Here is a 20,025-nt window from a genome sequence, read left to right as displayed (position 1 = left end):
TATGGCGCAGGCTGACTGCCATGACAACAGTCACTGTGATCACCGGGGCCAACAAGGGCCTCGGGTACGAAACGGCCCGCCGTCTGATCGAGCAGGGTCACACCGTCTATGCCGGCGCCCGAGACGCTCATCGCTGCGAGCGGGCCGCCAAGGCCCTCGGAGCCCGGCCGCTGCTGATCGACATCACCGACGACGCGTCCGTGGCCGCTGCCGCTGCCCTGGTCCAGGCCGAGGCGGGGCGGGTAGACGTGCTCGTCAATAACGCGGGCATCGCCGGACCGCCCGCGCCCGTTGGCGAGCTGACCGCGGCCGACCTGCAGCGGGTGTTCGACACCAACGTCTTCGGCGCGGTGCGCACCACACGCGCGTTCCTGCCCCTGTTGCAGGAGGCTGCCCGGCCCGCGATCGTGAACGTCTCCAGCAGCCTGGGCTCACTGGCGATCAACGCCGCCCCGGCCGCCCACACCGGCATCCTCACCGCGTGGGCACCGCTGCTGGCCTACAACTCCTCCAAGGCCGCCCTGAACATGCTGACAGTCGTTTATGCGCAGGCGTTCCCACAGATCAGCGTCACCTCCGTCGACCCCGGCTTCACCGCGACCGACCTCAACGGCCACCAGGGCACCCAGAGCGTAGAAGAAGGCGCCGCTGTGATCGTCACGGCTGCCACCGCCGGCTCCGGCGCGCCGAGCCCTGCCTTCACCGGCGCCACCGGCCCGGTGCCCTGGTGACCCGTCAGGGAAGCACAGGAACGCCTCGGCGGTGCGGTGGTCCGTCCCCTGGCCAGCACCGTGCGGCTGGTCCCTCCGGGTCCGGGTGGGGCCGGTACGGCTCGGCGGCATCGTCGAGCAGGTGCAGGCACGCTTCGTAGAGCGGGGTCTCCTTCCAACGCACGAAGACCTGGAAGGAGTCCCCCGACCCGGACTTCGACGCCAAACTGGCCAGGATCGAGTACGCGATCAACCAGCGGCCGGACCGCACGTTCGCGTCCAGACCCGGGCCCTGCACGCCTACCTGCGCTGGCGCAACCAGAATGCCCGCCACCCCGACGTCCTGGCCGCCCAACGACGTGAACGAGTCCGCGTCCGCAGTTCTTCCGTGACCAGATCGTCAAGCGTTCGCTGCCCTGACCCCAGTTCGCCCTCAAGCAATCCCACGGCCATGTCCATCGACAGTCTCCGCGTCATGCCCGACCTCCTCGTCCACCGCAGCCGGGCTCAGCGTACTGACCTCGGTGAACCTTCCCGGTCAGAGCACTAGCTGGTGGGGAGGAGGTCGGCGACGAGGACGGCGAATTCCTCGGGGTCGAGGATGCGGATGCCCAGTTCTTCGGCCTTGGTGCGCTTGGAGCCGGCCTTCTCGCCCGCCACCAGGAGGGTGGTGCGCTTGGACACCGACGAGGATGCCTTTCCGCCGGCCCGCTCGATCAGCTCGTTCATTTCGTTCCGGGACAACACCGCAAGGGGGCCGGTCATGGAGCCGGTTACCACGACGGCCTGTCCGGCCAGCGGGCCGCCCGCCGGGACCTCGCCGTCGTTCGCCTCGGTCGCGGGCTTTTGCGGCTCGGTGACCTGCGTGCCGACCTGCTGGGCCTGGAGCTTGTCGAGGAGCGGGGCGAGTTCGACGAGTTCGGCCGCAACGACCCGGGCCTTCTCCGTGCCGATGCCGTCGACCCCGGCCAGCGTGTCCGCGTCGGCGGCCCGGATCGCGGCCATCGAGCCGAAGTGCGCTGCGATCCGGCGGGACATCGTGCGCCCGGTGCCGCGGACACCGAGGGCGCAGAACACGCGGCTCAATGCGGCTCCGCGGGCGGTCTCGATCGCGGCAAGGAGGTTGGTGGCGCTGGTCTCGCCCATCCGCTCCAGACCGAGGAGCTGCTCGCGGGTCAGCGTGAACAGGTCGGCGACGTCCTTGACCAGACCGGCCTCCACCAGCTGGATCGCGCGCGTGCCGCCGAGACCTTCGATGTCGAGCTGGTCCCGGCCAGCCGCGTAGATCACCGAGGCCACGACCTGACAGCTCCGGCCGCGCACGCACCGCCACCGCTGCTCGGAGGTGTCGATCGCGTCGCCACAGCGGGGGCAGGCCTCGGGGAAGACGATCGGGCTCTCGGCGCCGGTGCGCTGGTCGTCCAGCGGTGCCTCGACCCGGGGGATCACGTCGCCGGCCCGGTACACGAACACCTGGTCGCCGATCATGAGCCCGCGACGTGTGATATCGGACGGATTGTGAAGCGTGGCGTAGGTGACCGTCACCCCGTCGATGACCACGGGCTCCAGGACAGCGCGCGGGGCGATGATCCCGGTCCGGCCGACGTTCCACTCCACCGCCAGAAGGCGCGTCACCTTGTGTTCGGCCGCCAGTTTTCGGGCCACCGCCCACCTCGGGGCGCGCGAGCCGTTGCCGGCCTGCCGCTGGTCCTCGGCCGTGTCGGCCTTGACGACGACACCGTCGATCCCGAACGGCAGGTCTCCGCGCAGGCCTGCGATCACGTCGATGCGTTGCTGCACCTGCTCCACGGTCTCGCACCGCATCGGGGCGGCGGCCGTGCTGGCGGCCGTGTTCGCGCCGAGCGCGGCCAGGTTCTCCAGCAGAGCGACGTGGCCGAGGTCGTCCAGGCCGATCGCGCTGTAGGCGAAGAAGGTCAACTCGATCCGGTAGGGGCGGTCCTTGGCCCGCAGGGTGCCGGCCGCTCCGCTGCGCGGGTGCGCGAAGGGCGTGGCCTCGTGGGCGAGCCGGATCCGGTTGGCCTCCTCGAACTGCGCGGTCGTCAGCAGCACCTCGCCGCGCAACTCGACGTCGATCGGCCCGGTGAGTACCGGCGGCAGACCGAGGACGGCGTCGGCGGCGTGGGTGATGTCCTCGCCGGCCAAGCCGTCGCCGCGGGTGAGGACCTGAACGAGCCGACCACCCCGGTACCGGGCGGCCACCGCGAGGCCGTCGAGCTTCGGCTCCACACACCACCCGGCCACGGGGTGCCCGAGACGCCGTTCCAGCCCTGCGGCCCACTCGGCGAGCTCATCGGCGTCGAAGACGTTGTCGAGGGAGAGCATCGGCACCGAGTGCGGCACGTCACCCTGCACAGCTCCGCCCGCCACCTTCCCGGTCGGCGACTCGGCAAGCACCTCGTCCGGGTGGGTCTCCTCGTAGGCCGCGATGGCGCGCAGCAGCCCGTCGTACTCGTCGTCACCGAGCGGGGTGGTCCCGTCGCCGTAGTACGCGGCCGACGCCGCCACGGCGGTGGTCACGGCCTCCACGTAGGCAGCAGGAGAGAGCAGGGCACTGTTTTCGGTCATGAAGGTCATCATCCCGCCCCGCACTGACAACGCCCCCGCCCGACCCCGCCTTGCCACCGCAACCGAGCCGCCCTGACACCGGGCGGGACCGGCAACGGCCTGTTGATCAGCACCGTCCTCCCGGTCGATCGCCCGGACCGAAACGGGTCTCGGGCGGGTCTCACAGTCGCGCATCGTGACCTGCGGAGATGCCGCTCGTTCCGACATGTGGCGCGATTCTTACGGCTGGCCTCAAGGGGGCTATCGTCGTCCGGTCACGGGCGGCAATCGGATCGTCTGTCCAACCCAGGGGAACCGACATGACTGATCTGAACCCGCTGCGGGCAAGCCTTGCGTCAGGTGAGCACGAGTTCGCCGACACCTTGGCCTTCGTCGCCGCCCATTACGAGTACCAGCCGCAGGCGTTCCGCAACGGGGAACTGGCAAATGCCGCAGGTGAGAACGAGGGCTCCTGCAAGACGCTGGGACTGGCCCTGCTGGAAGGGCTGAGCGATCAGGAAGTGTTGCTGGCGTTCGGTGAGCACTATCGCAATGTGCTGGCAACGCCGAACGACACTGATCACGGCAACATTCGCAACCTCATGGCCCATGGCCTGGCAGGGGTGAGCTTCGCCGGGCCACCGCTGGCCCGCAAGGGCTGAACAGCCACGGCACCGGCAGCGGGGTGCGTCCGGCCTTCTCGGCGCGCGCCCGGGCTACGGCGAGCGCGTACGACGAACTGCTCGCACGCTGCCGCCCCACCTCCTCGCGAAGGCGGAGCATCTCGGCCTGCCCGCGCACAGGCGGTGCGGGTCGCCGCCGGTGTGCCTCAGCGTTCTTCTGCACGCGCGTCCCGCGCTACGAGACCGTCACGGGCGGTTCTGGGGGACGTCCGCCGGGTGCGGCGCAGGTACCGCCGCCGCGTCGTAGGCCTTCCAGATCAGCGGCGGGAGGGCGCTGCCCCGCTCGGAATCGGGGCCGCCCACACCCTGCATGGGCAGCAGTTGCGGGACGTCGGGCTTCGTACGGAACATCGCGACCGAAGTGCTCAGGTCCGGCGTCGCACCGATGAACCAGGCCGAGTTCATACGGTCGTTCGGACCGGTCTTTCCCGCCCAGGACGGGGCGGTCGGCTGCCCGTTCGGCGGTCCGACGGTGCTCCCGCTCACCTGGCGGAGCGCCGCGCCGACGATCGAGGCCACCTCGGAGCTCATGGCCCGCCGCGGTTTGGGTCGGCCCAAGCCGTCCACTGCGACGCCGCTGCGCTCGACCTTGGACACCGAGTAGGGTTCGGTGGCCCGGCCCTCGTTGACGAAGGTCGTATAGGCGCTCGCCAGCCGGACGGCGCTGGGGGTGGAGGTACCGATGGAGAAGGTCGGCTCCAGCTTGGCCATGCTCTCCTCACGCAGTCCCGACGCGACCGCGAGTTCTTTGACCTTCTTCAACCCGATCTTCTTGCCGACCTCCACGAACGGCGTGTGGTCCGAGTCCACCAGGGCCGAGTGGAGGTTCGCGGATGCACTGGGCGCCCGTATCGGCGTGGGCTTCAGGGGCTCCGGGGCAGGGCTCTGGGCGGAGTGATCCCTGCCTTCGCGCTCCTCCTCCAGAGCGGCGGCGTACACGAAGGGTTTGAACGCCGAGGCCGCAGGGACGCCTGAGGTGTCCGCGTTGTTGGTGAAGTGCTCGATCGCATCGGAGCCACCGTAGACCGCGACGATCGCTCCGTCCTCGGGGCGTACCGAGGCGGCGCCGACCTGCACGTATTCGTCGTCCGCGCGCTTCTTCGGGTCCAGTCGGTCCGCCCGTACCTGCTCGACGGCCTTGGTCAGCGCGAGCACCTTGTCCTTCTCGAAGGTGGTGTGAACGCTGTAGCCGCCACTGGCCAGATCCTTGCCCGTGATCCCGCTACGGCTCTTGAGGTACTTGTTGGCGATGTCGACGAGGTAGCCGATCTGCCCGGCCTGGCTGGTCGGCTTGACGGGAGGCTTCGGCTCGGGGAATTCCGTGTACTTCGCGCGTTCCTCGGCGCTCATCGAACCGGTGTCGACCTGACGGTCCAGAATCCAGCTCCAGCGGTCCTCCGCGCGTTGATGGTTGTCGGCGCTGAGGGACGGGTCAAAGCTCTCCGCGCCTTTGAGGACAGCGGCCAGGAGCGCGCCCTGACTGGGGTTCAGCTCCTTGGCGGGGATGCCGTAGTACGCGTACGAGGCTGCCTGGACGCCGTACGCGTCGCGGCCGAACCAGGACGTGTTGAGGTACCCCTCAAGGATCTCCGTCTTGGGCCGCTGGTTGCTGACCTTCAGGGAGAGGAAGAGTTCCTTGATCTTTCGCTGGACGGTTTGGTCCTGGCTCAGATAGGTGTTCTTCACGTACTGCTGGGTGATCGTCGAGCCGCCCTGGGTCTCCTCGCCCATGACGATGTTGACAGCCGCGCGGCCGATGCCCGTCACGGAGACGCCCGAGTCCCTGTAGAAATCCGCGTTCTCCGCCGCGATGACGGCGCGCTGGACGGAATCGGGCACCTGGGAGAGCTTCACGTCCTGCCGGTTCACATCGCCGACGCTCACCATCCGGCTGCCGTCCGCCCAGTAGTAGACGGTGGCCTGCCGGCGCGCGGAGTCGTGCGGGTCCGGGATCTGGACCTGCACGTAGACGGCGGCCAAGAGGCCGGCGAAGGCGCCGGCGAAGAGCAGGAACAAGCCGGAGGCCAGTTTCCAGGAGGGCATCCAGCGCCGCCAGCCCCGCCGGCCGTGCCTGGGGAAGTCGACGAGGCGGCGACGGGCCTTGCGGGCGGCCCTCCTACCGCTCTTCGCTCGGCCCGCACGGCGCCGTGTGCGCTTCGGACCTTCCGCCTGCTCCGGGCACTCCATGTCGTCCGGACTTCCGGCGCGATCCGCGCGGCGTTTGTGGGGCAGCCTCATGGGGGATGCCAACCTCCTCGATCGCGAGCCGTCACCTCGGGGGCGGTGACGGACTCGGCGGGGAAGATGATCAGATCGCGTTCGAGGTTGGGCGGCTCATGAAATCTTCATACGCGGCACGGGGGTTGGGGTGTCATGTCGTGCGGCGAGCCCGAGGTGGCGGATGGGCGACGGTCTGGCGGTCAAGCTCGGAGCACAACGGGCGTCACCCCTGCTCGTCGGGCGGGTCGACGAGCAGTTTGGCGGACCTGCGCCCAGCCTCTTCCCCGCACTCCGGGGTACGTTCGAAAGTGCGGGGTGCCGCCCGGCGCTCGGAGCGGTATCCGTACTCTGAGCGTCCGCCGCACTCCGGCTACTGGCTGTTGCCGAGGCCGGGAGTGCCCGGGACTGTCAGCCGGCAGCGGCCGTATGCGGGGCGCCGAGCATGTGCAGGGCCCGGTGTTCGGCGCCGACCTGCGCGATCCCGGCACCGAGCAGCCCTGCGGCCGCCGCTTGCCTCATCGCCTCGCTGAGCTCATCGCAGCGGGCGCAGCCCGCAACCCATCCCGGCAAGAGATCGAGGTGGCGGGTGGCCACATGGCGCGCCAGCCTCGTCATTGCCGGACCGGGTGCGCCACGGCGGGGGTCGGGTTCCCCGGCACGGGCAGGCTGGTGCGCGCTCTGGCGCAGCCGGACGCATTCCGGACAGGTAACCGCCACGGCGGCCGGGTGGGCAGTCATACCTGTGAAGGTAGCGCCCGCAGGTCTCCGATGCCCGGCTCGGCACGGTTTCGGGGGCTGTCGGCTGCGCTGACACACACGTCGCCACACGTCGCCACTGCCGAAGTGGACTGGTCGGCCGGTCGCCGGGCACCGGCCGTGCCGCAGGTGCTCGGTTCAGCCGGCGCGCAGGAGGCGCTGGGCGCCGCCCGGCGGCGGCGCGGGCCCTCCGGCTGCGGTGTGCCGCGATGCCGTACTCGGCAGGGGCGCTCGCGGTCTTCCCCACGGCAGTTCTGGATGGCCCGGTCGAGGCGAGGGCGATGCGCGGGCGCGGGCGCGGATCACGGCGATGGTGTGGGTGCTCGTGCCCGGCCGGCTCGCCAGGAAGCCGGGACCGGCCCCCTCCGCACGTTCCTTCAGGCACCTGGCGCTTGTGCCGGACGGGACCAGCCCAGATGGCAGCGCCGTCTGGACAGACCGGTGAGGGGCACCCCCAGGATCGCCTCGGCAGTGGTGCGGTGGACCGGCGGCTGCCGGTCCACGGACAGGCACCACAGGAGACGACGCACGAGGGTGGCCGAAACCCCTGAGACCGCTGGGGTGTCACCGGCCGACAGCCCGGCATCGCGCAGCACGAAGGCACGCGCCACGGCCTCGGAAGCCGGGATCCTGTCGGGACGCCCCGCCCGGAGGTCCCGGTCACGCCCGGCCCGGTCACGCCTGGCCCGGTCACGCCGGGCCGCAGCCCTGCACTCGGGGCCGCGTGCATCCGTGCCTGCGCAGGAAGGGCTGCCGTGGTGGACGCGTGGGCCTACCGGCCGCGCACCCGCGCCCTTGGACACCGGTCGGGGGCCGGCCGCGTGCGCAGCCCACTCCAGCCCGTCATCTCTTACGGTCCGGCGCACGCTGTGGTGTGCAGGCGTCCGGCGAAGCTGATCATGGGGGTGTCGCGGGCGTGCGCGCCGGCGGTGACTTCGGCGAGCAGGAGGTCGTGGTCCCCCACCTGGTGGCGGTCGAGCAGCCGGCAGGACAGGTGCGAGAGGGAGCCGTCGAGGAGCGGGGCGCCGCTGAGCGGGTCGGTGGTCCATGCGAGTCCCGCGAATTGGGCGTCGCCCGACGGGCGTTCGGGGTCCGCGAACCGGCCGGCGACGTCGCCCTGGCCGGCGGCGAGCACGTTGACGGAGAACGTGCCGGCGGCGAGCGCCAGTCGGGTGAACGTGGACGTGCGGCGCAGGCACACGCCGAGGATCAGCGGCTCGCGGGAGACGGCGACCATGGAGCTGGCGGTGGTGCCGTGCCGGGCACCCGCACCGCCGTCGACGGTCAGAACGGTCACGCCGGAGGCGAGCCGGCGCAGCGCCTTGCGGGCCGCGTCCGTGTCCTCGTAGCGCGGCTGGCCCCACCGGCCGGTGTGCTGGGGCCGGACGCTGCGGGTGGCCGGCGATGCGGCCGGGTTCTCGATGTTCATGTGCCTTCCGGTGACTGTGCTGTTTCGGCGACGGGCGCCCGTGTACGAAGGGCGGACCGGGGCGCCGGGCCGGTCCGACCGTGGAGTCCACCGGAGCGGGGGATCCGGGGCCGGCACGGTCAGGGGGTGGCGGCCGGTGCGCCGGGGCGTCCCGTCAGGGAAGCCGTGACCAGTGCCTGGACGTGCACGTCCACGGTGTCGACGATCTCCGGTGAGACGCGTTCGGAGGGCGGGACGAGCAGGCCGAGTTCGGTGCAGGCGAGGATGAAGCCGTCCACTCCGTCGCCCCGCAGCCGCTCCCGCAGCTGCGTGAACGCGGACGCCGCCGCGTCGCTCACGGTGCCCCGGCACAGTTCGTCGTAGATGATGCGGTCGACGAGCCGCTGGTCCCCGGGGGCGGGCAGGACCGGTTCGACTCCCCGGGCTGCCAGCGCGCCGTTGAACAGCCCTCCCTGTGAGGTGAACCGGGTGCCGAGGACCGCCGCCCGGGTCATGCCGCGGCTGCGGGTGGCCTCCGCCGTGACCTCGACGATGTCGATCAGGGGCAGGTCGCAGGCGACGCGCACGGCGCCGGAGACGCGGTGCATGGTGTTGCAGGCGATGGCCAGCATGTCCGCGCCCGCTGCCGCGAGCCGCCGGGCTCCCTCGGCGAGCAGCTCGCCGGCTCCCTCCCAGTCCTCGGCCAGTTGCCGGCGCTCCACCTCGGCGTAGTCCTGCGACCAGATGACCATGCGGGCCGAGTGGGACCCGCCGAGGACCTTCCCAACGCCTTCGTTGACGGCCCGGTAGTAGGTGAGGGTGGACGGCCAGCTCATTCCGCCGAGCAGGCCGATGACCGCCGGTTCGTCGGCAGGGGTCATGCCGCGGCCCTCCTGAGCCTGGCGAAGGCCTCGGGCTCGATCGAGCTGAAGGACCGGTCGTCCCCGCACGGCACGGCATGGCGCCGCAACTGGTCGCGGAGGTCCTCGATGACGGGTGAGGTGTGGCCGCGCAGACGTCCCGAGCGCACCTCGAACACGGCGACGGAGCCCTGGGGCCGGTGCTCGGCCGCGCGGTCGCCGAGGACGAGGACCGCGAGTGCCTCGCCGGGCGGCGGGGTTGCCGGCCAGGGGTCGTCCGGCGCGAGGAGGACGACCCGGGTGCGGTGCGAGCCGTCCGCGAGGCTGACGGTCAGCGGGCCCGGGGCCCCGGGCCGCTCCTGCCACTCGACCGGGCAGCCCTTCCAGACGAGTTCGGTGCGCCAGCCCCGCAGTACGCCGAGGACAGCTTCATGGGCCCGGTCGTCGCCGACGGGCCGCAAGTCGAGGGACTTCTTCACCCGGGCGGGGACGCCGCCGGCGAGGACACCGGCGGGGAGGGGTGCGGTGACGACGGACCCCGCGGCGACGACGGTCGCCTCGCCGACGTGGGCGCCGGGAAGCACGGTCACGTGGTAGCCGAGCCATGCGTCGCGTGCGATGCGGACGGGGGCGTAGGCGGGCTCGGTGCCGTTGAGCGGGCCGTGCCCGAAGTGGTAGCCGTGGGTCCATATGGCCAGGTAGGAGCCGGTGCCGACACCGTCGCCCAGGGTGATCTCGTGGTTCGCGTTGAGGATGGTGTGCTGGCCGATCGTGACCCGGTCTCCGATGCGGACCCGGGCCGTCGAGGTCGTGGTCCCGCCGTAGCCGACGCGCGCGCCGTCGCCGAAGTAGAAGAGCCGGCCCGCCGTGAAGTCCCGGCACAGCACCTGCACGTCGGGGGCGATGCGGGCGGCGCCGCCCACCGCGAACCGCTCCGCGACGAGCACGCGTACGCGGGGGCCGATCTCGGAGCCGGTGCCCAGACGCAGTGTGGCGGCCCGCAGGTCGCAGTCGGGGCCGATGACCGTGCCGTCGCCGATCACGACGTCGTCGCCCACGATGGTGGTGCCGGCGCCGATCCTCACGCCCTCGCCGACGGTCAGCCGCCCGGCGTGGATGCGTACGCCCGGACCCGTGCGGCAGGAGTCCGGCAGCCGCTCGGCGTCCACGAGGGGCAGGGCGGGGGACGGCAAGATGGTGGAGGTCATGTCAGAGCCAGCTTTCGGGGAGGTCCAGGAGTACGCGTCGGCGGGCGAACGAGTCGACGTCGGGATCAGAACCGGCGAGTCCCGCGCGGCCCGCGGCCAGGGTCGCCCGGGGAGGCCGCGTCAGATCGCGCAGATAGGGCCAGCCGTCGGTGAACTCGCGGGCGAACTTCTCGTCGGGCCAACGGGGCCCGGTGTCGGTCAGCAGCGGATTGAGTCTGAGCGGGCGCCCCGGCACGACCCCCGTGAGCCGTCCGGGGACCGCAGCGTCCCCGGACGTGCGGCAGGCGAAGGCCAGCGCGGCCGCGTCGCGCAGTTCCTCACCGCGCACCGGCGCCGGCGTACGTTCCTGCAGCGCCGCGTCAGTGAGGACCTCGTCGTCGTAGCAGCGGTCGGGGGAGAGCGCGGCCAGGTACGCGTCGGTGGGCAGCGGGTGGCCCGCGGAGTAGTTGTCGCGCGAGGCGTTGTGGACGTGGCCCAGCAGTACCGGACCGGTGCCGCTGACGCGGAGCAGCTCCGCCAGGACGTGCTGCTTGTCGCGGAAGTAGTGGAAGCTGTCGTGGCTGAGGGCCGCTCCGGCGGCGCCGTCCGCGAGCGGGAAGGCGCCTTCGGCGTCGAAGCAGACCAGGTGCGCGGTGGGGGCGCAGAAGGTCCGGGCGAGCCACAGGTGGGAGAAGACCAGGTCGGAGCCGATGGCGGGGCCCGAGCGGTCCGTCCAGGTGCGCAGGAGGTGCCCGGCCCCGCAGCCGATCTCGAAGAGGGTGGCGCCGGTCGGGACGTGCGCGTCCAGCAGGGCGAGGCCGCTCAGGTACGTCGGCTGGCACCAGCGGTGCAGGAAGTAGGGGGCCAGGCCTCCGTAACCGAGCCCGTCCATGGCCGCCTTGGCGGTCGTGGCGCCGGCGGCCACGGCGAGCGCCGAGACGGGATCGGCCGCCGGGACCGTGTCGTCCTTGCGGTCGCACAGCAGCAGGGCGAGGGCCCGGTCGAGGTCGCCCGCTCGGATGGCGTCGATCGTGCGTGCGCGCAGCCGGTCGCGTCCGGTGCGCAGGTACGGGATGCCGTTCAGGCAGGGCCACAGCGATTCGCCGTCGGTGAGGACGTACGGCTCGGCCCAGGTGAGCGGGCCCCCCGTCGTGGGGCTGCGCAGCAGTGCGAGGAACGGCTCGGCCGGGGAAGCGGCTGGCCGGCGGGGGCTCATACGGTGATCTCCAGCAGGGCGAAGGGGAGGAGCAGGCCGCCTCCGTTGGTCAGCACGGGTGCGCCGTCCAAGGTCGCGCGGCGTGTGCTGAGCGGGTCGTTCGGGGACCGCGGGACGCTCGTCGGCGGCTGGTAGTCGTGGAAGCGGTGGCGCAGTCCCCGTGCGGCGAGGTGGTCCGCGAACGCGGCGCGGGAGTGCACGTTCCAGCCGGGGAGCCAGGCGCCGTCCCCCTCTCCGTCGGCTTGGCGCAGGCGGACCAGGACATCGACGGGGTGCGGGTTGAACGGGCCGAACAGCATGGCGCGTCCGCCGGGTTCGACCAGGTCGAGGACGTGGTCGAGCCACGGGTCGAGGGAGTCGAAGTGGCTGTGCAGGGTGAGGAGGGTGACCGCGCTGTACCGCTGCGCGGGCAGGGTCTCGGCCCGGCCGACGTCGCCCAGGGCGAAGGAAGCCCGCGGAACGTGGCGTGCTGCGTGCTCGACGAGGGCGGGCAGTGCGTCGATTCCGGTGAGGCGGGCGCGCGGGTACCGGCCCGCCAGATGGTGCAGGAAGGCGCCGTTGGCGCATCCGATGTCCAGGACGGAGGCGCCCGGGCGGTCCAGGACCTCGCGCAGGTGGTGCGCGACGAAGGGGAAGTAGGGCCGTTGGTGTTCGGCGGGCGGGCGTTCCAGGTACCGCAGGTCCAGGGCCCGGGTTCCGGTGCCCGCGGGCGGCAGCGCGGTGTCCAGGGGTGGCAGCGCGGGGGCGGGGGGCACCGGGTTCAGGGGACGGTTCATGCGGCACCGTCCTGCGGCGTGCCCGGTGTACGGGGAGTCGCCGGGTAGGGGCGGGCCCCGAGGAGGGCGGAGCCCACCCGCAGGTGGGTCGCTCCGGCCGCGACGGCCGCTTCCAGATCGCCGCTCATGCCGGCCGAGATGACGGTGGCCCGCGGATGGTCCGCCCGCAGCCGGGTGGCGAGCGAGGCCAGCCGGGCGAACGCCTGCGGGGCTGGCACGGCGAGCGGGGCGACCGCCATGACTCCGGCCAGCCGCAGGCCCGGGGCATCGGCGACCGCGTCGGCGAGGGCGGCGAGCCCCTCGGCCGGCACGCCGCCGCGCCGCGGGTCTGCGTCGAGGCTCACCTGGAGCAGGCACGACACGGTCCGGCGGGCGTTCACGGCTCCCCGGGAGAGGGCCGTCACCAGCGTGGGACGGTCCACCGAGTGGACGAAGTCGGCGTAACGGGCCACCGACGCCGCCTTGTTGCGCTGCAGCGTGCCGACGAAGTGCCACTGCGGCGGCACCGCGAGATCGGCGAGGTCGGCGGCCTTGGCGGCCGCCTCACGGTCGTGGTTCTCGCCCAGGTGCCCGACACCGAGCCCGCACAGCAAGCGGGCGTCCGAGGCGGGCCGGGTCTTGGTGACGGCCACCAGGGTGATGTCACGCGGATCGCGGCCGGATTCGGCCGCCGCGGCCTCGATGCGGGCGGTCACGGCCCTCAGGGCGGCTTCCAGTTCGGCCCGGCGCAGGGCGGCGGGGATGGCGGTGGGCCGGTCGGCCGTTGTGATCACGCGATCTTCTCTTCCGTACGGAGGGTGGATGCAGGGCGGCTGCCGGGCAGGACGCTGAGCCTTCTCACCGCCTCGTCGAGCACGGCCCGCTGTTTGCAGAAGGTGAACCGGACGTAGGGACGTCCCGCGTCGGGATCGGTGTAGAAGACCTGGTTCGGAATGGCTGCGACACCGCAGCGGGCGGGCAGGGAGCGGCAGAATTCCAAGCCGTCCCGCTCGCCCAGCGGCCGGATGTCGGCCGTCACGAAGTAGGTGCCGCGCGGGGCGTGCGCGATGAAGCCGGCGTCGTTCAGCCCGGCGACCAGGAGGTCCCGGCGGCGCCTCAGTGAGTCGCGCAGCTGGGTGAAGTGGGCGGAGGGCAGGCGCAGGGCATCGGCGACCGCGTGCTGGAAGGGGGTTCCGGAGCCGAACGACAGGTACTGTTTGACCGCGGTGACCGCTTCGACGAGATCCCGTGGGCCAGTGGCCCAGCCGACCTTCCACCCGGTGACGGAAAAGGTCTTGCCGGCCGATCCGATGGTCAGGGTCCGCTCCGCCATGCCGGGCAGGGCGGCGAGGGGCAGGTGCGGCGGCCCCTCGTACACGAGGTGTTCGTAGACCTCGTCGGAGATGACCAGCAGGTCGTGGGCCCGGGCCGTTTCCCCGATCTGCCGCAGGCTCTCGGGGGGTAGCACCGTTCCGGTGGGATTGTGCGGGGTGTTGAGGAGCAGGACCTTCGTCCGCGGGGTCACGGCGCGGCGCAGCGCGGCCGGGTCCAGCGTGAAGGCGGGCGGGTCGAGGCGGACGGGCACCAGCGTGGCCCCGGCCAGCGCGACGCATGCCGCGTAGGCGTCGTAGTACGGCTCCAGGACGACGACTTCGTCTCCCGGGCCGGTCAGCGCCAGTAGGGCCGCCGCCAGTGCTTCGGACGCTCCGGTGGTCACGACGACCTGCCGGGCGGGGTCCAGCTCGATCCCGTACCGGGCCCGCTGGTGGTCGGCGATGGCTTTGCGTAGTTCCGGCAGTCCGGGGACCGGCGGGTACTGGTGGTGTCCGGCCCGCAGGGCGGCGATCGCGGAGTCGACGACCGGCGCGGGTCCCGGGGTGTCCGGGAAGCCCTGGCCGAGGTTGATCGCACCGTGCAGGGCGGCGCGTTCGGACATTTCGGTGAAGACGGTGGGGCCGGTGTCCGCGAGGCGGACCCTGCGGCGCCGCCCGGGGCCCGTCACCGGGTACTCCGGGCGGCGTTCGTGGCGGCGTTGGTGGCGGCGTTGGTGACGGCGAGCATCCGTGCCCCCGTGGCGGCGCGGCTTTCCCCGGTCTGTGCCTGTACGAGGTGGAAGGAGGCCTCCGCCAGCAGCCGGGCCGGCAGTGAGCCGGCGGTGGTGCTCGCCCCGCCGCCGGCCGCGACGCAGGCGGTGGCGGCCCGGCCGGCCAGATCCAGGGCCGCCGCCCTGACGGCGAGCCGCTCGGTCGTCGCCTCGTGCGCCGGTACCTCGTCCATCAGCTGGTAGGCGGTGGTGCGCAGGGTGCTCGCCTCGGCGGCGATGCGCAGGCCCAGTTCGCCGTATTCGGGACCGCTCCCGGCCCCGGTCAGGCAGGCGGTGGCGGCGGCGATCGTGCCGAACACGCCGGGATTGACGTTCGGCCGGCGTGCGGCGTCGGCGCGCCGCCAGTCGGCTCCCGGGTGCAGGGCGACCAGCCGGTCGGGCGCGACGGCGACGCCGTCCAGGCGCGCCGACACCGTGCTGGTCGCCTCCATGCTCCACAGCCGGTGCGGGCGCACGTCGGTGAGCCCGGCCCGTTCGTCGCAGTCCAGCAGGGCGAACAGGATCCGGTCGTCGGGGGTGACCGCGCCCACGAGGACGACGTCGGCGAGCCCCCAGCCGGTCAGCCAGGCGAGGCGGCCGTGCAGCCGCCAGCCCTGCCCGTCACGGACGGCGGTGACGGCCGGCGGCCCGGGCCGGCGCAGGTGCGAGGTCGCCACGGCGGCGAGGACCCGGCCGTGGGTCATGGGTTCGAGCCAGCGCTCCCGGGTCACCGGGACGGGTGAGGCCGCCACCTCGCGCAGCGGGTGGTGGTGCTGGGCGAAGACGCACCAGGTCGCGCCGTCCGCTGCGGCGATCGTTTCGGACACCGCACGCTGCACCTGCGCCGGGGTGTGCGGTCCGGCGGGCCGGTACACCGCGGTGCCCAGGGCGCCCGCCGCACCGAGGGCGTCCAGGTGGGAGCGCGGAACCCGGGACCGTGCGGTCGCGGCGGCGTCCGGGGCCAGCAGCGATCCGGCCAGCGCCCGGGTGCGGACGACCACGGGGTCGGTGAACGCGTCGGACGGCGGGCGCGCGGACTGCGGCAGTACGCCCGGCCGCGCGGGTGCGGCGTCCGGCCGCGCGGGTGCGGCGTCCGGCCGCGCGGGTGCCGCGGGTGCCGTGGGCGCCGCGGGCGCCGCGGGTGCCGTGGGCGCCGCGGGCGCCGCGGGCGCCGCGGGCGCCGCGGGCGCCGCGGGCGCCGTGGGGGTGGCGCCGGTCATCGGGGGTCCGCCGGTCCGCCGTCGCGGGCGGCCAGCCAGCCGCTGCCGCCGGCCCTGCTGTAGGAGATGTGGGCCGGCCACTCCCGGTCCGCCCAGACTCCGTGGTTGTCCAGCACCAGAAGGGGCTGCTCCCGGCGCTCGTCGAGCAGCGAGAGGTACGGCTCCCCGCGGAATTCCGGATGGTCGGGCACGACGAGGACGGTGGACGCCTCCCGGAAGGCCAGGGCCAGATCGGTGGCGGCCGTGCCGGGTCCGAGCAGGGTGTCGATCTCCTCGGCGCTGTACATCGGGTCGTGCACGCTGAACTCGGTTCCCAGCAGCCGCAGTTCCTCGGTGATCCGCACGGTGGGGCTGAGCGTGGCCACCTTGATGCCGCCCTTGTAGGCGACCCCGAGGACCAGTACCCGGCCCCGGGGCGCGACCGCCTCGGCGACGAGTCCGCGCATCCGCATGTCGGTGTCCACCGCCTCGCTGAGTAGGGACAGTGGTGTGGTGTCGGCCGCGCCCCGCAGGAGGTACCGGCTGGAGAGCGGGATGCAGTAGCCGCCGGTGCCGAAGCTCGGGTGGAAGGTCCCGATGTTCCACTTGGTGCCGGCGAGGCGCAGCACCTCCACCATGTCGACGTGCGGGTAGGCCAGGGTGAGCTGGTTGGCGAGGGTGATCTCCACGTGGCGGTAGGCGTTCTCGACGCACTTGACGAGTTCGCCCTCGATGTGGCTGGGCGCGCGGTGCAGGGTGTCGCACATCAGGCCCAGCACGTCACGGGCGGCGTCGGCGGAGCGCGCCGCGACGCCGCAGTAGATCCGGTCGAGGTCGCGCAGGCCGTACCCCTCGGCGAGGAACCAGTCGCGGCGCGGGGCCAGGGCAAGCAGCAGGTCGGTGTCGGGTTCGAGACCGGCCGAGGTGACGAGGGGGAGCAGCAGGTCCTCGACCGTGCCCGGGGTCAGCGTCGACTCGACGATCACCAGCGGCGGGCGGCCCGGTCGCCGGGCCGCGGTGTCGGCGACGATGGCGGCGAACACCTCGACCAGCGCCCCGGCGAAGGGTTCCGCCTCGCGTTCGGTGGGCACGGCGACGAAGTGCACGGCGACGTCGTCGGCCAGTGCGCGGGCCCGGTCCGAGGTCACCTGGGCGGCGGGGCCGGCCGGTCCGGACGCGACGGCGCGCCGCTCCTCGGCCCGGGCGGGGTCGATGTCGTACCCGACGACGGCGACGCCCTCGGCGCGGAGCGCTTCGACGGTGGACCATCCGATGTGGCCGAGGCCCCAGACACAGGCCGCGGTGTGCCGGGCCAGCAGGTCGGCCCGGTAATCGGGGCCAGGTGCGGGGACGGTGGGCGCGGCCGTCCGCACGGGGACGGTGGGCGCGGCGGACGGTGCGGGCGGGGCCCAGGACGTCTCGGTGGTCAGTGCTGTCATGGCGGTGACTCCCTCGGTGTGGAGGGCCGTGCTCTCAGAGGAGCGGACGGCCGGGGGTGAAGCGATGACGTACGAGGCGCAGCCCCTCGGCCGCGTCCAGCCCCACGGCGGCCCCCCGCGCCCGGTCGAACAGCTCGACCGCGTCGGTGTCCAGGGCCCGGAATCCCTGCCCGGGGTAGCGGTGGCAGGCCAGGGCCCGCGCTTTGCGCGCGAGTTGGCCGGCGGTGGGGACGTAGAGGTTGGGGACGAACTCCGCGTGGCGCACGGTGCGGTGCTCGTTGGGGCCGAACTGCGCCAGTGCGGCGTGCGGCCAGCGCCGGGACGAGGCGATGACCGCGCGGGCGACGCGGACGTGGTCGCCGTGCGAGTCGCCGTCCCAGTGGCTGATGACGGTGTCGGGTCCGGTCCGCGCCACCAGGTCGTCGACGAACCCGACCGCCCGGTACTCGGGGACGTCCTCGACCTGGTCGTAGTGGCCGTCGCCCAGCCAGTGCAGCCGGTGCCCGAGGATTCCGGCGGCTGCCTCGGCGGCCTCGATGCGCCGGGCGCGGCGTCCGGGGTCTGCGTTGCCCGCCGTCTCGGAGACGGTGAACAGGGCGACGGTCACCTCGGTGCCGTGGTCGGTGAGATGGGCGATGGTCCCGCCGAGCGCCAGTTCGGCGTCGTCGGGGTGGGCCGCGACGATGAGGACGTGTGTCACGTGGAGCCCTTGCGGCCGGTGGCGAGGGCGGCGTCGAACCCCTTCAGGAAGGCGGTGAACTCCGCCGCGGCGGGACCCCCCGCCCGTTGCAGTGCTTCGGGCAGGCCGGGGCAGCGGTTGGCGAACACCGGGGCGCGCACCCCGGTGAGCACGGCGCCCCGCACCGGGACCTTGATCCAGGTGGACTGGTACATGTTCGCGCCGTCCAGACGGGCGCCGCTGAGGTCCGACTGGCTGAAGCGGCTGTAGGCGCAGTTGGCGCCCCGCAGGTCGGCCTCCCGCAGGTCCGCGGCGATGTAGGCCTGGACCAGGGTGGCGCCCTCCAGCACGGCGCCGCGCAGGCTCATGGCGCGCGGCGGGTCGCCGGTGATCATGGCGCGGTAGAGGTTCGCGTTCCGCAGGTTCGCGCCGGTGAGCCGGACGTCGCGGGCCGTCAGGCAGCGCCCGGTGAAGCCGCACAGGTCCGCTTCGGTCAGGTCGCTCTCCACCACGTGCAGGTTCTCGCCGTGCCCGCCGCGCAGTACGGCGCCGCGCAGACTGCTGGTGGCGATCGATCCGCCGGTCAGGTGCGCCTCGGTGAGCAGCGCGCCGGGCAGGTCGCAGCGGCTGATCCGGACGCCACTGAGGTCGGCGCGCGTCAGGTCGGCCCCGGTCAGCACGGTCTCGGTGAAGTCGGCGTCGCGGGCGGCGAGCCCCGCGGCGTCCACCCGGTCGGCCCGGACTTCGGACAGGCGCAGACTCGGCAGGGCGGCGTCGGCGAGCACCAGTCCGTCCGCGGAGGTGAGGCGCTGCAGCACCAGCCCCTTCCCGCTCGCGCCGCGCAGCGAGGTCTCGTGCAGGGCGGACTTGGTGATCGTGAGCTGGTCGACCAGAGCGCCGTCGAGGACGGCGTTGTCCAGCAGGCACTCGTTGATGAGCGCGCCCTGGAGATTGGCCGCGCGGACGGATCCGTCCGACAGGTCGCACTGGTAGAAGAACGAACCTGCCAGGTGGGCGCCGTCCAGCTCGGTGCCGCGCATGCTGCATCCGTGGAACAGGGTGCCGGTGGCGTCCCGCAGACCGGAGAGGTCGGCTCCGTCGAAGGTGCAGGTCTGCGCGGCGAGCGCGTGCACGTAGGCCGAGCGCAGGCTGGCGCCCTGGAGGTTGGTGCGTTCCATGCCGGGACAGACCATGGAGACTTCGGAGAGGTCCGCCGAGACCAGCTGGGTGCTGTGCAGGACGGCCCGGTTCAGTGTGGCGCGGCGCAGATCGGCTTCGCTCAGGTCGAGGCCGGTGAGGTCGGCCTCGGTCAGGTCGAGGCCGCGGCCGGTCGTGTCGATCAGGTGCTGGGTGGTCTCGGACAGTTCCTTCAGCAGTGTGGTGCGGTCCGTGCCCCGTGCCCCGGCGAGGCGGGTCACCAGGCCCAGGTGAGTGCTGTTGCTCATGCGATCGCTCCTGCGTCGTGGTGGTGGATCAGTTCTCTGAGCCAGTCGGCCGCGGCCGGCTCCGTGCCGGTTCGGACCGGCTCGTGCTCCATGACCAGCGCCGCCGGCCGGGTGCGGCGCAGGAGGTCGGGGAGCAGTTCGGACAAGCCCATGAAGCCCTCGGCCGGGGTGCCGCCGCGGTCGGCGCTCTCGTGCCCGTACCGCGGGTAGCGCTCGGCGGTGGTCTCGTAGACGTGCATGCTGCGGATGCGGGGCCCGAAGAGGGCGGCGAAGCCGGCAGGTGCCCCGCTGTCCGCACCGAGCAGGTGGGCGTGGCCGAGGTCGAGGCAGAGGCCGAGCTCGCCATGGGCGGCCAAGCTGCGGTGGTACTGCTCGGGAGTCCGCAGCAGCGGGTGGGCGGACAGGTTCTCGATGAGTACGGCGACGCCGTGCTCGCGGGCGAGTGCAGCCGTGGCGGACAGGAAGTCCTGGGACGCCTCCTCGAACCCCGCCTCCTCGTAGGGCGGATAGGGGCTCGGGAAGTGCACCACCACGTGGAGCGCGCCCAGGTCGGCCGCGGTGCGCACGGTGGCCTCGGTCAGCCGCAGGGCCGCCGCCGCTTCGCGGCGGTCCGGGCCGGTGGGCGCGAAGCGCCGGGGCGGGGTGCCGTCGTGGGGAACGGGGGTGTGCAGGGCCGGGCGTATCCCGTGGTCCGCGCAGAACCGTGCGATGCGGGGCAGCGCCGTCGCGGGATACCCGTAGAACTCGACCACGTCGGGCCGGTAGGCGAGCAGCGCCTCGAAGTCGTCCGGGTCGGCCAGCGCCGCGGTGGACACGCCGA

16 protein-coding genes and 1 pseudogene are annotated in these 20,025 nt (G+C 72.9%); 3 read left to right on the top strand and 14 right to left on the bottom strand.

Annotated features, from left to right (window positions below):
* Positions 1–20 precede the first annotated feature (20 nt).
* A complete protein-coding gene (locus OG974_RS32270; RefSeq protein WP_329316951.1) occupies positions 21–731 on the top strand; it encodes an SDR family NAD(P)-dependent oxidoreductase in 711 nt (236 codons plus the stop codon).
* Between the two features lie 244 nt (positions 732–975).
* A pseudogene (locus tag OG974_RS32265) lies at positions 976–1,107 on the top strand (IS630 family transposase); the annotation flags it as partial.
* A gap of 149 nt (positions 1,108–1,256) precedes the next feature.
* Here OG974_RS32265 and ligA read toward each other — a convergent pair.
* Entirely contained in the window at positions 1,257–3,296 is a 2,040-nt protein-coding gene (gene ligA / locus OG974_RS32260) for an NAD-dependent DNA ligase LigA (protein ID WP_331735354.1), read from the bottom strand.
* A gap of 299 nt (positions 3,297–3,595) precedes the next feature.
* Here ligA and OG974_RS32255 point away from each other — a divergent pair, with 299 nt between their 5' ends.
* On the top strand, positions 3,596–3,937 hold the full coding sequence (locus tag OG974_RS32255) for a HopJ type III effector protein (RefSeq protein ID WP_327286433.1): 342 nt from the start codon (positions 3,596–3,598) through the stop codon (positions 3,935–3,937).
* Positions 3,938–4,144: 207 nt separating this feature from the next.
* Here OG974_RS32255 and OG974_RS32250 read toward each other — a convergent pair whose 3' ends face one another.
* The 13 genes from OG974_RS32250 to OG974_RS32190 form a co-directional block, all read right to left on the bottom strand.
* The gene (locus OG974_RS32250; RefSeq protein WP_371647325.1) at positions 4,145–6,001 is read right to left on the bottom strand and encodes a transglycosylase domain-containing protein; all 1,857 of its coding nucleotides are present in this window, start codon (positions 5,999–6,001) and stop codon (positions 4,145–4,147) included.
* A 1,783-nt stretch (positions 6,002–7,784) separates the two neighbouring features.
* Positions 7,785–8,363 carry a flavin reductase family protein gene (locus OG974_RS32245; protein WP_331735344.1) on the bottom strand — a complete coding sequence of 193 codons (579 nt, stop codon included), beginning with the start codon at positions 8,361–8,363 and terminating at the stop codon, positions 7,785–7,787.
* A gap of 119 nt (positions 8,364–8,482) precedes the next feature.
* The gene (locus OG974_RS32240; RefSeq protein WP_331735341.1) at positions 8,483–9,223 is read right to left on the bottom strand and encodes an amino acid racemase; all 741 of its coding nucleotides are present in this window, start codon (positions 9,221–9,223) and stop codon (positions 8,483–8,485) included.
* On the bottom strand, positions 9,220–10,410 hold the full coding sequence (locus tag OG974_RS32235; RefSeq protein WP_331735338.1) for a DapH/DapD/GlmU-related protein: 1,191 nt from the start codon (positions 10,408–10,410) through the stop codon (positions 9,220–9,222). The genes OG974_RS32240 and OG974_RS32235 overlap by 4 nt, the downstream gene beginning before the upstream one ends.
* Before the next feature lies 1 nt (position 10,411).
* Positions 10,412–11,605, bottom strand: coding sequence for a methyltransferase domain-containing protein (locus OG974_RS32230; protein ID WP_331730186.1), 1,194 nt, complete (start codon positions 11,603–11,605; stop codon positions 10,412–10,414).
* Positions 11,602–12,381 carry a class I SAM-dependent methyltransferase gene (locus OG974_RS32225; RefSeq protein WP_331735335.1) on the bottom strand — a complete coding sequence of 260 codons (780 nt, stop codon included), beginning with the start codon at positions 12,379–12,381 and terminating at the stop codon, positions 11,602–11,604. Before OG974_RS32225 ends, OG974_RS32230 begins: the two co-directional genes overlap by 4 nt.
* Positions 12,378–13,151, bottom strand: coding sequence for a YggS family pyridoxal phosphate-dependent enzyme (locus tag OG974_RS32220; protein ID WP_331735479.1), 774 nt, complete (start codon positions 13,149–13,151; stop codon positions 12,378–12,380). Before OG974_RS32220 ends, OG974_RS32225 begins: the two co-directional genes overlap by 4 nt.
* Positions 13,151–14,362 carry a pyridoxal phosphate-dependent aminotransferase gene (locus OG974_RS32215; RefSeq protein ID WP_331735332.1) on the bottom strand — a complete coding sequence of 404 codons (1,212 nt, stop codon included), beginning with the start codon at positions 14,360–14,362 and terminating at the stop codon, positions 13,151–13,153. Before OG974_RS32215 ends, OG974_RS32220 begins: the two co-directional genes overlap by 1 nt.
* Positions 14,359–15,663, bottom strand: a complete 1,305-nt coding sequence (locus OG974_RS32210; RefSeq protein ID WP_331735329.1) for an acyl-CoA dehydrogenase family protein — start codon at positions 15,661–15,663, stop codon at positions 14,359–14,361. The genes OG974_RS32215 and OG974_RS32210 overlap by 4 nt, the downstream gene beginning before the upstream one ends.
* Positions 15,660–17,081: a UDP binding domain-containing protein gene (locus tag OG974_RS32205; RefSeq protein ID WP_331735326.1), complete on the bottom strand. Its 1,422-nt coding sequence runs from the start codon at positions 17,079–17,081 to the stop codon at positions 15,660–15,662. The genes OG974_RS32210 and OG974_RS32205 overlap by 4 nt, the downstream gene beginning before the upstream one ends.
* Before the next feature lie 34 nt (positions 17,082–17,115).
* On the bottom strand, positions 17,116–17,781 hold the full coding sequence (locus tag OG974_RS32200) for a PIG-L deacetylase family protein (protein ID WP_327286422.1): 666 nt from the start codon (positions 17,779–17,781) through the stop codon (positions 17,116–17,118).
* The gene (locus OG974_RS32195; RefSeq protein WP_327286421.1) at positions 17,778–19,205 is read right to left on the bottom strand and encodes a pentapeptide repeat-containing protein; all 1,428 of its coding nucleotides are present in this window, start codon (positions 19,203–19,205) and stop codon (positions 17,778–17,780) included. Before OG974_RS32195 ends, OG974_RS32200 begins: the two co-directional genes overlap by 4 nt.
* Positions 19,202–20,020: a sugar phosphate isomerase/epimerase family protein gene (locus OG974_RS32190; protein WP_327286420.1), complete on the bottom strand. Its 819-nt coding sequence runs from the start codon at positions 20,018–20,020 to the stop codon at positions 19,202–19,204. The genes OG974_RS32195 and OG974_RS32190 overlap by 4 nt, the downstream gene beginning before the upstream one ends.
* Positions 20,021–20,025 lie beyond the last annotated feature (5 nt).

The sequence above is a fragment of the Streptomyces sp. NBC_00597 genome (assembly GCF_041431095.1).
Taxonomy (GTDB): Bacteria; Actinomycetota; Actinomycetes; order Streptomycetales; family Streptomycetaceae; genus Streptomyces.
The sequence above is the reverse complement of the archived record's forward strand: the minus strand, read 5'-3'. Positions and strand labels throughout refer to the sequence as shown.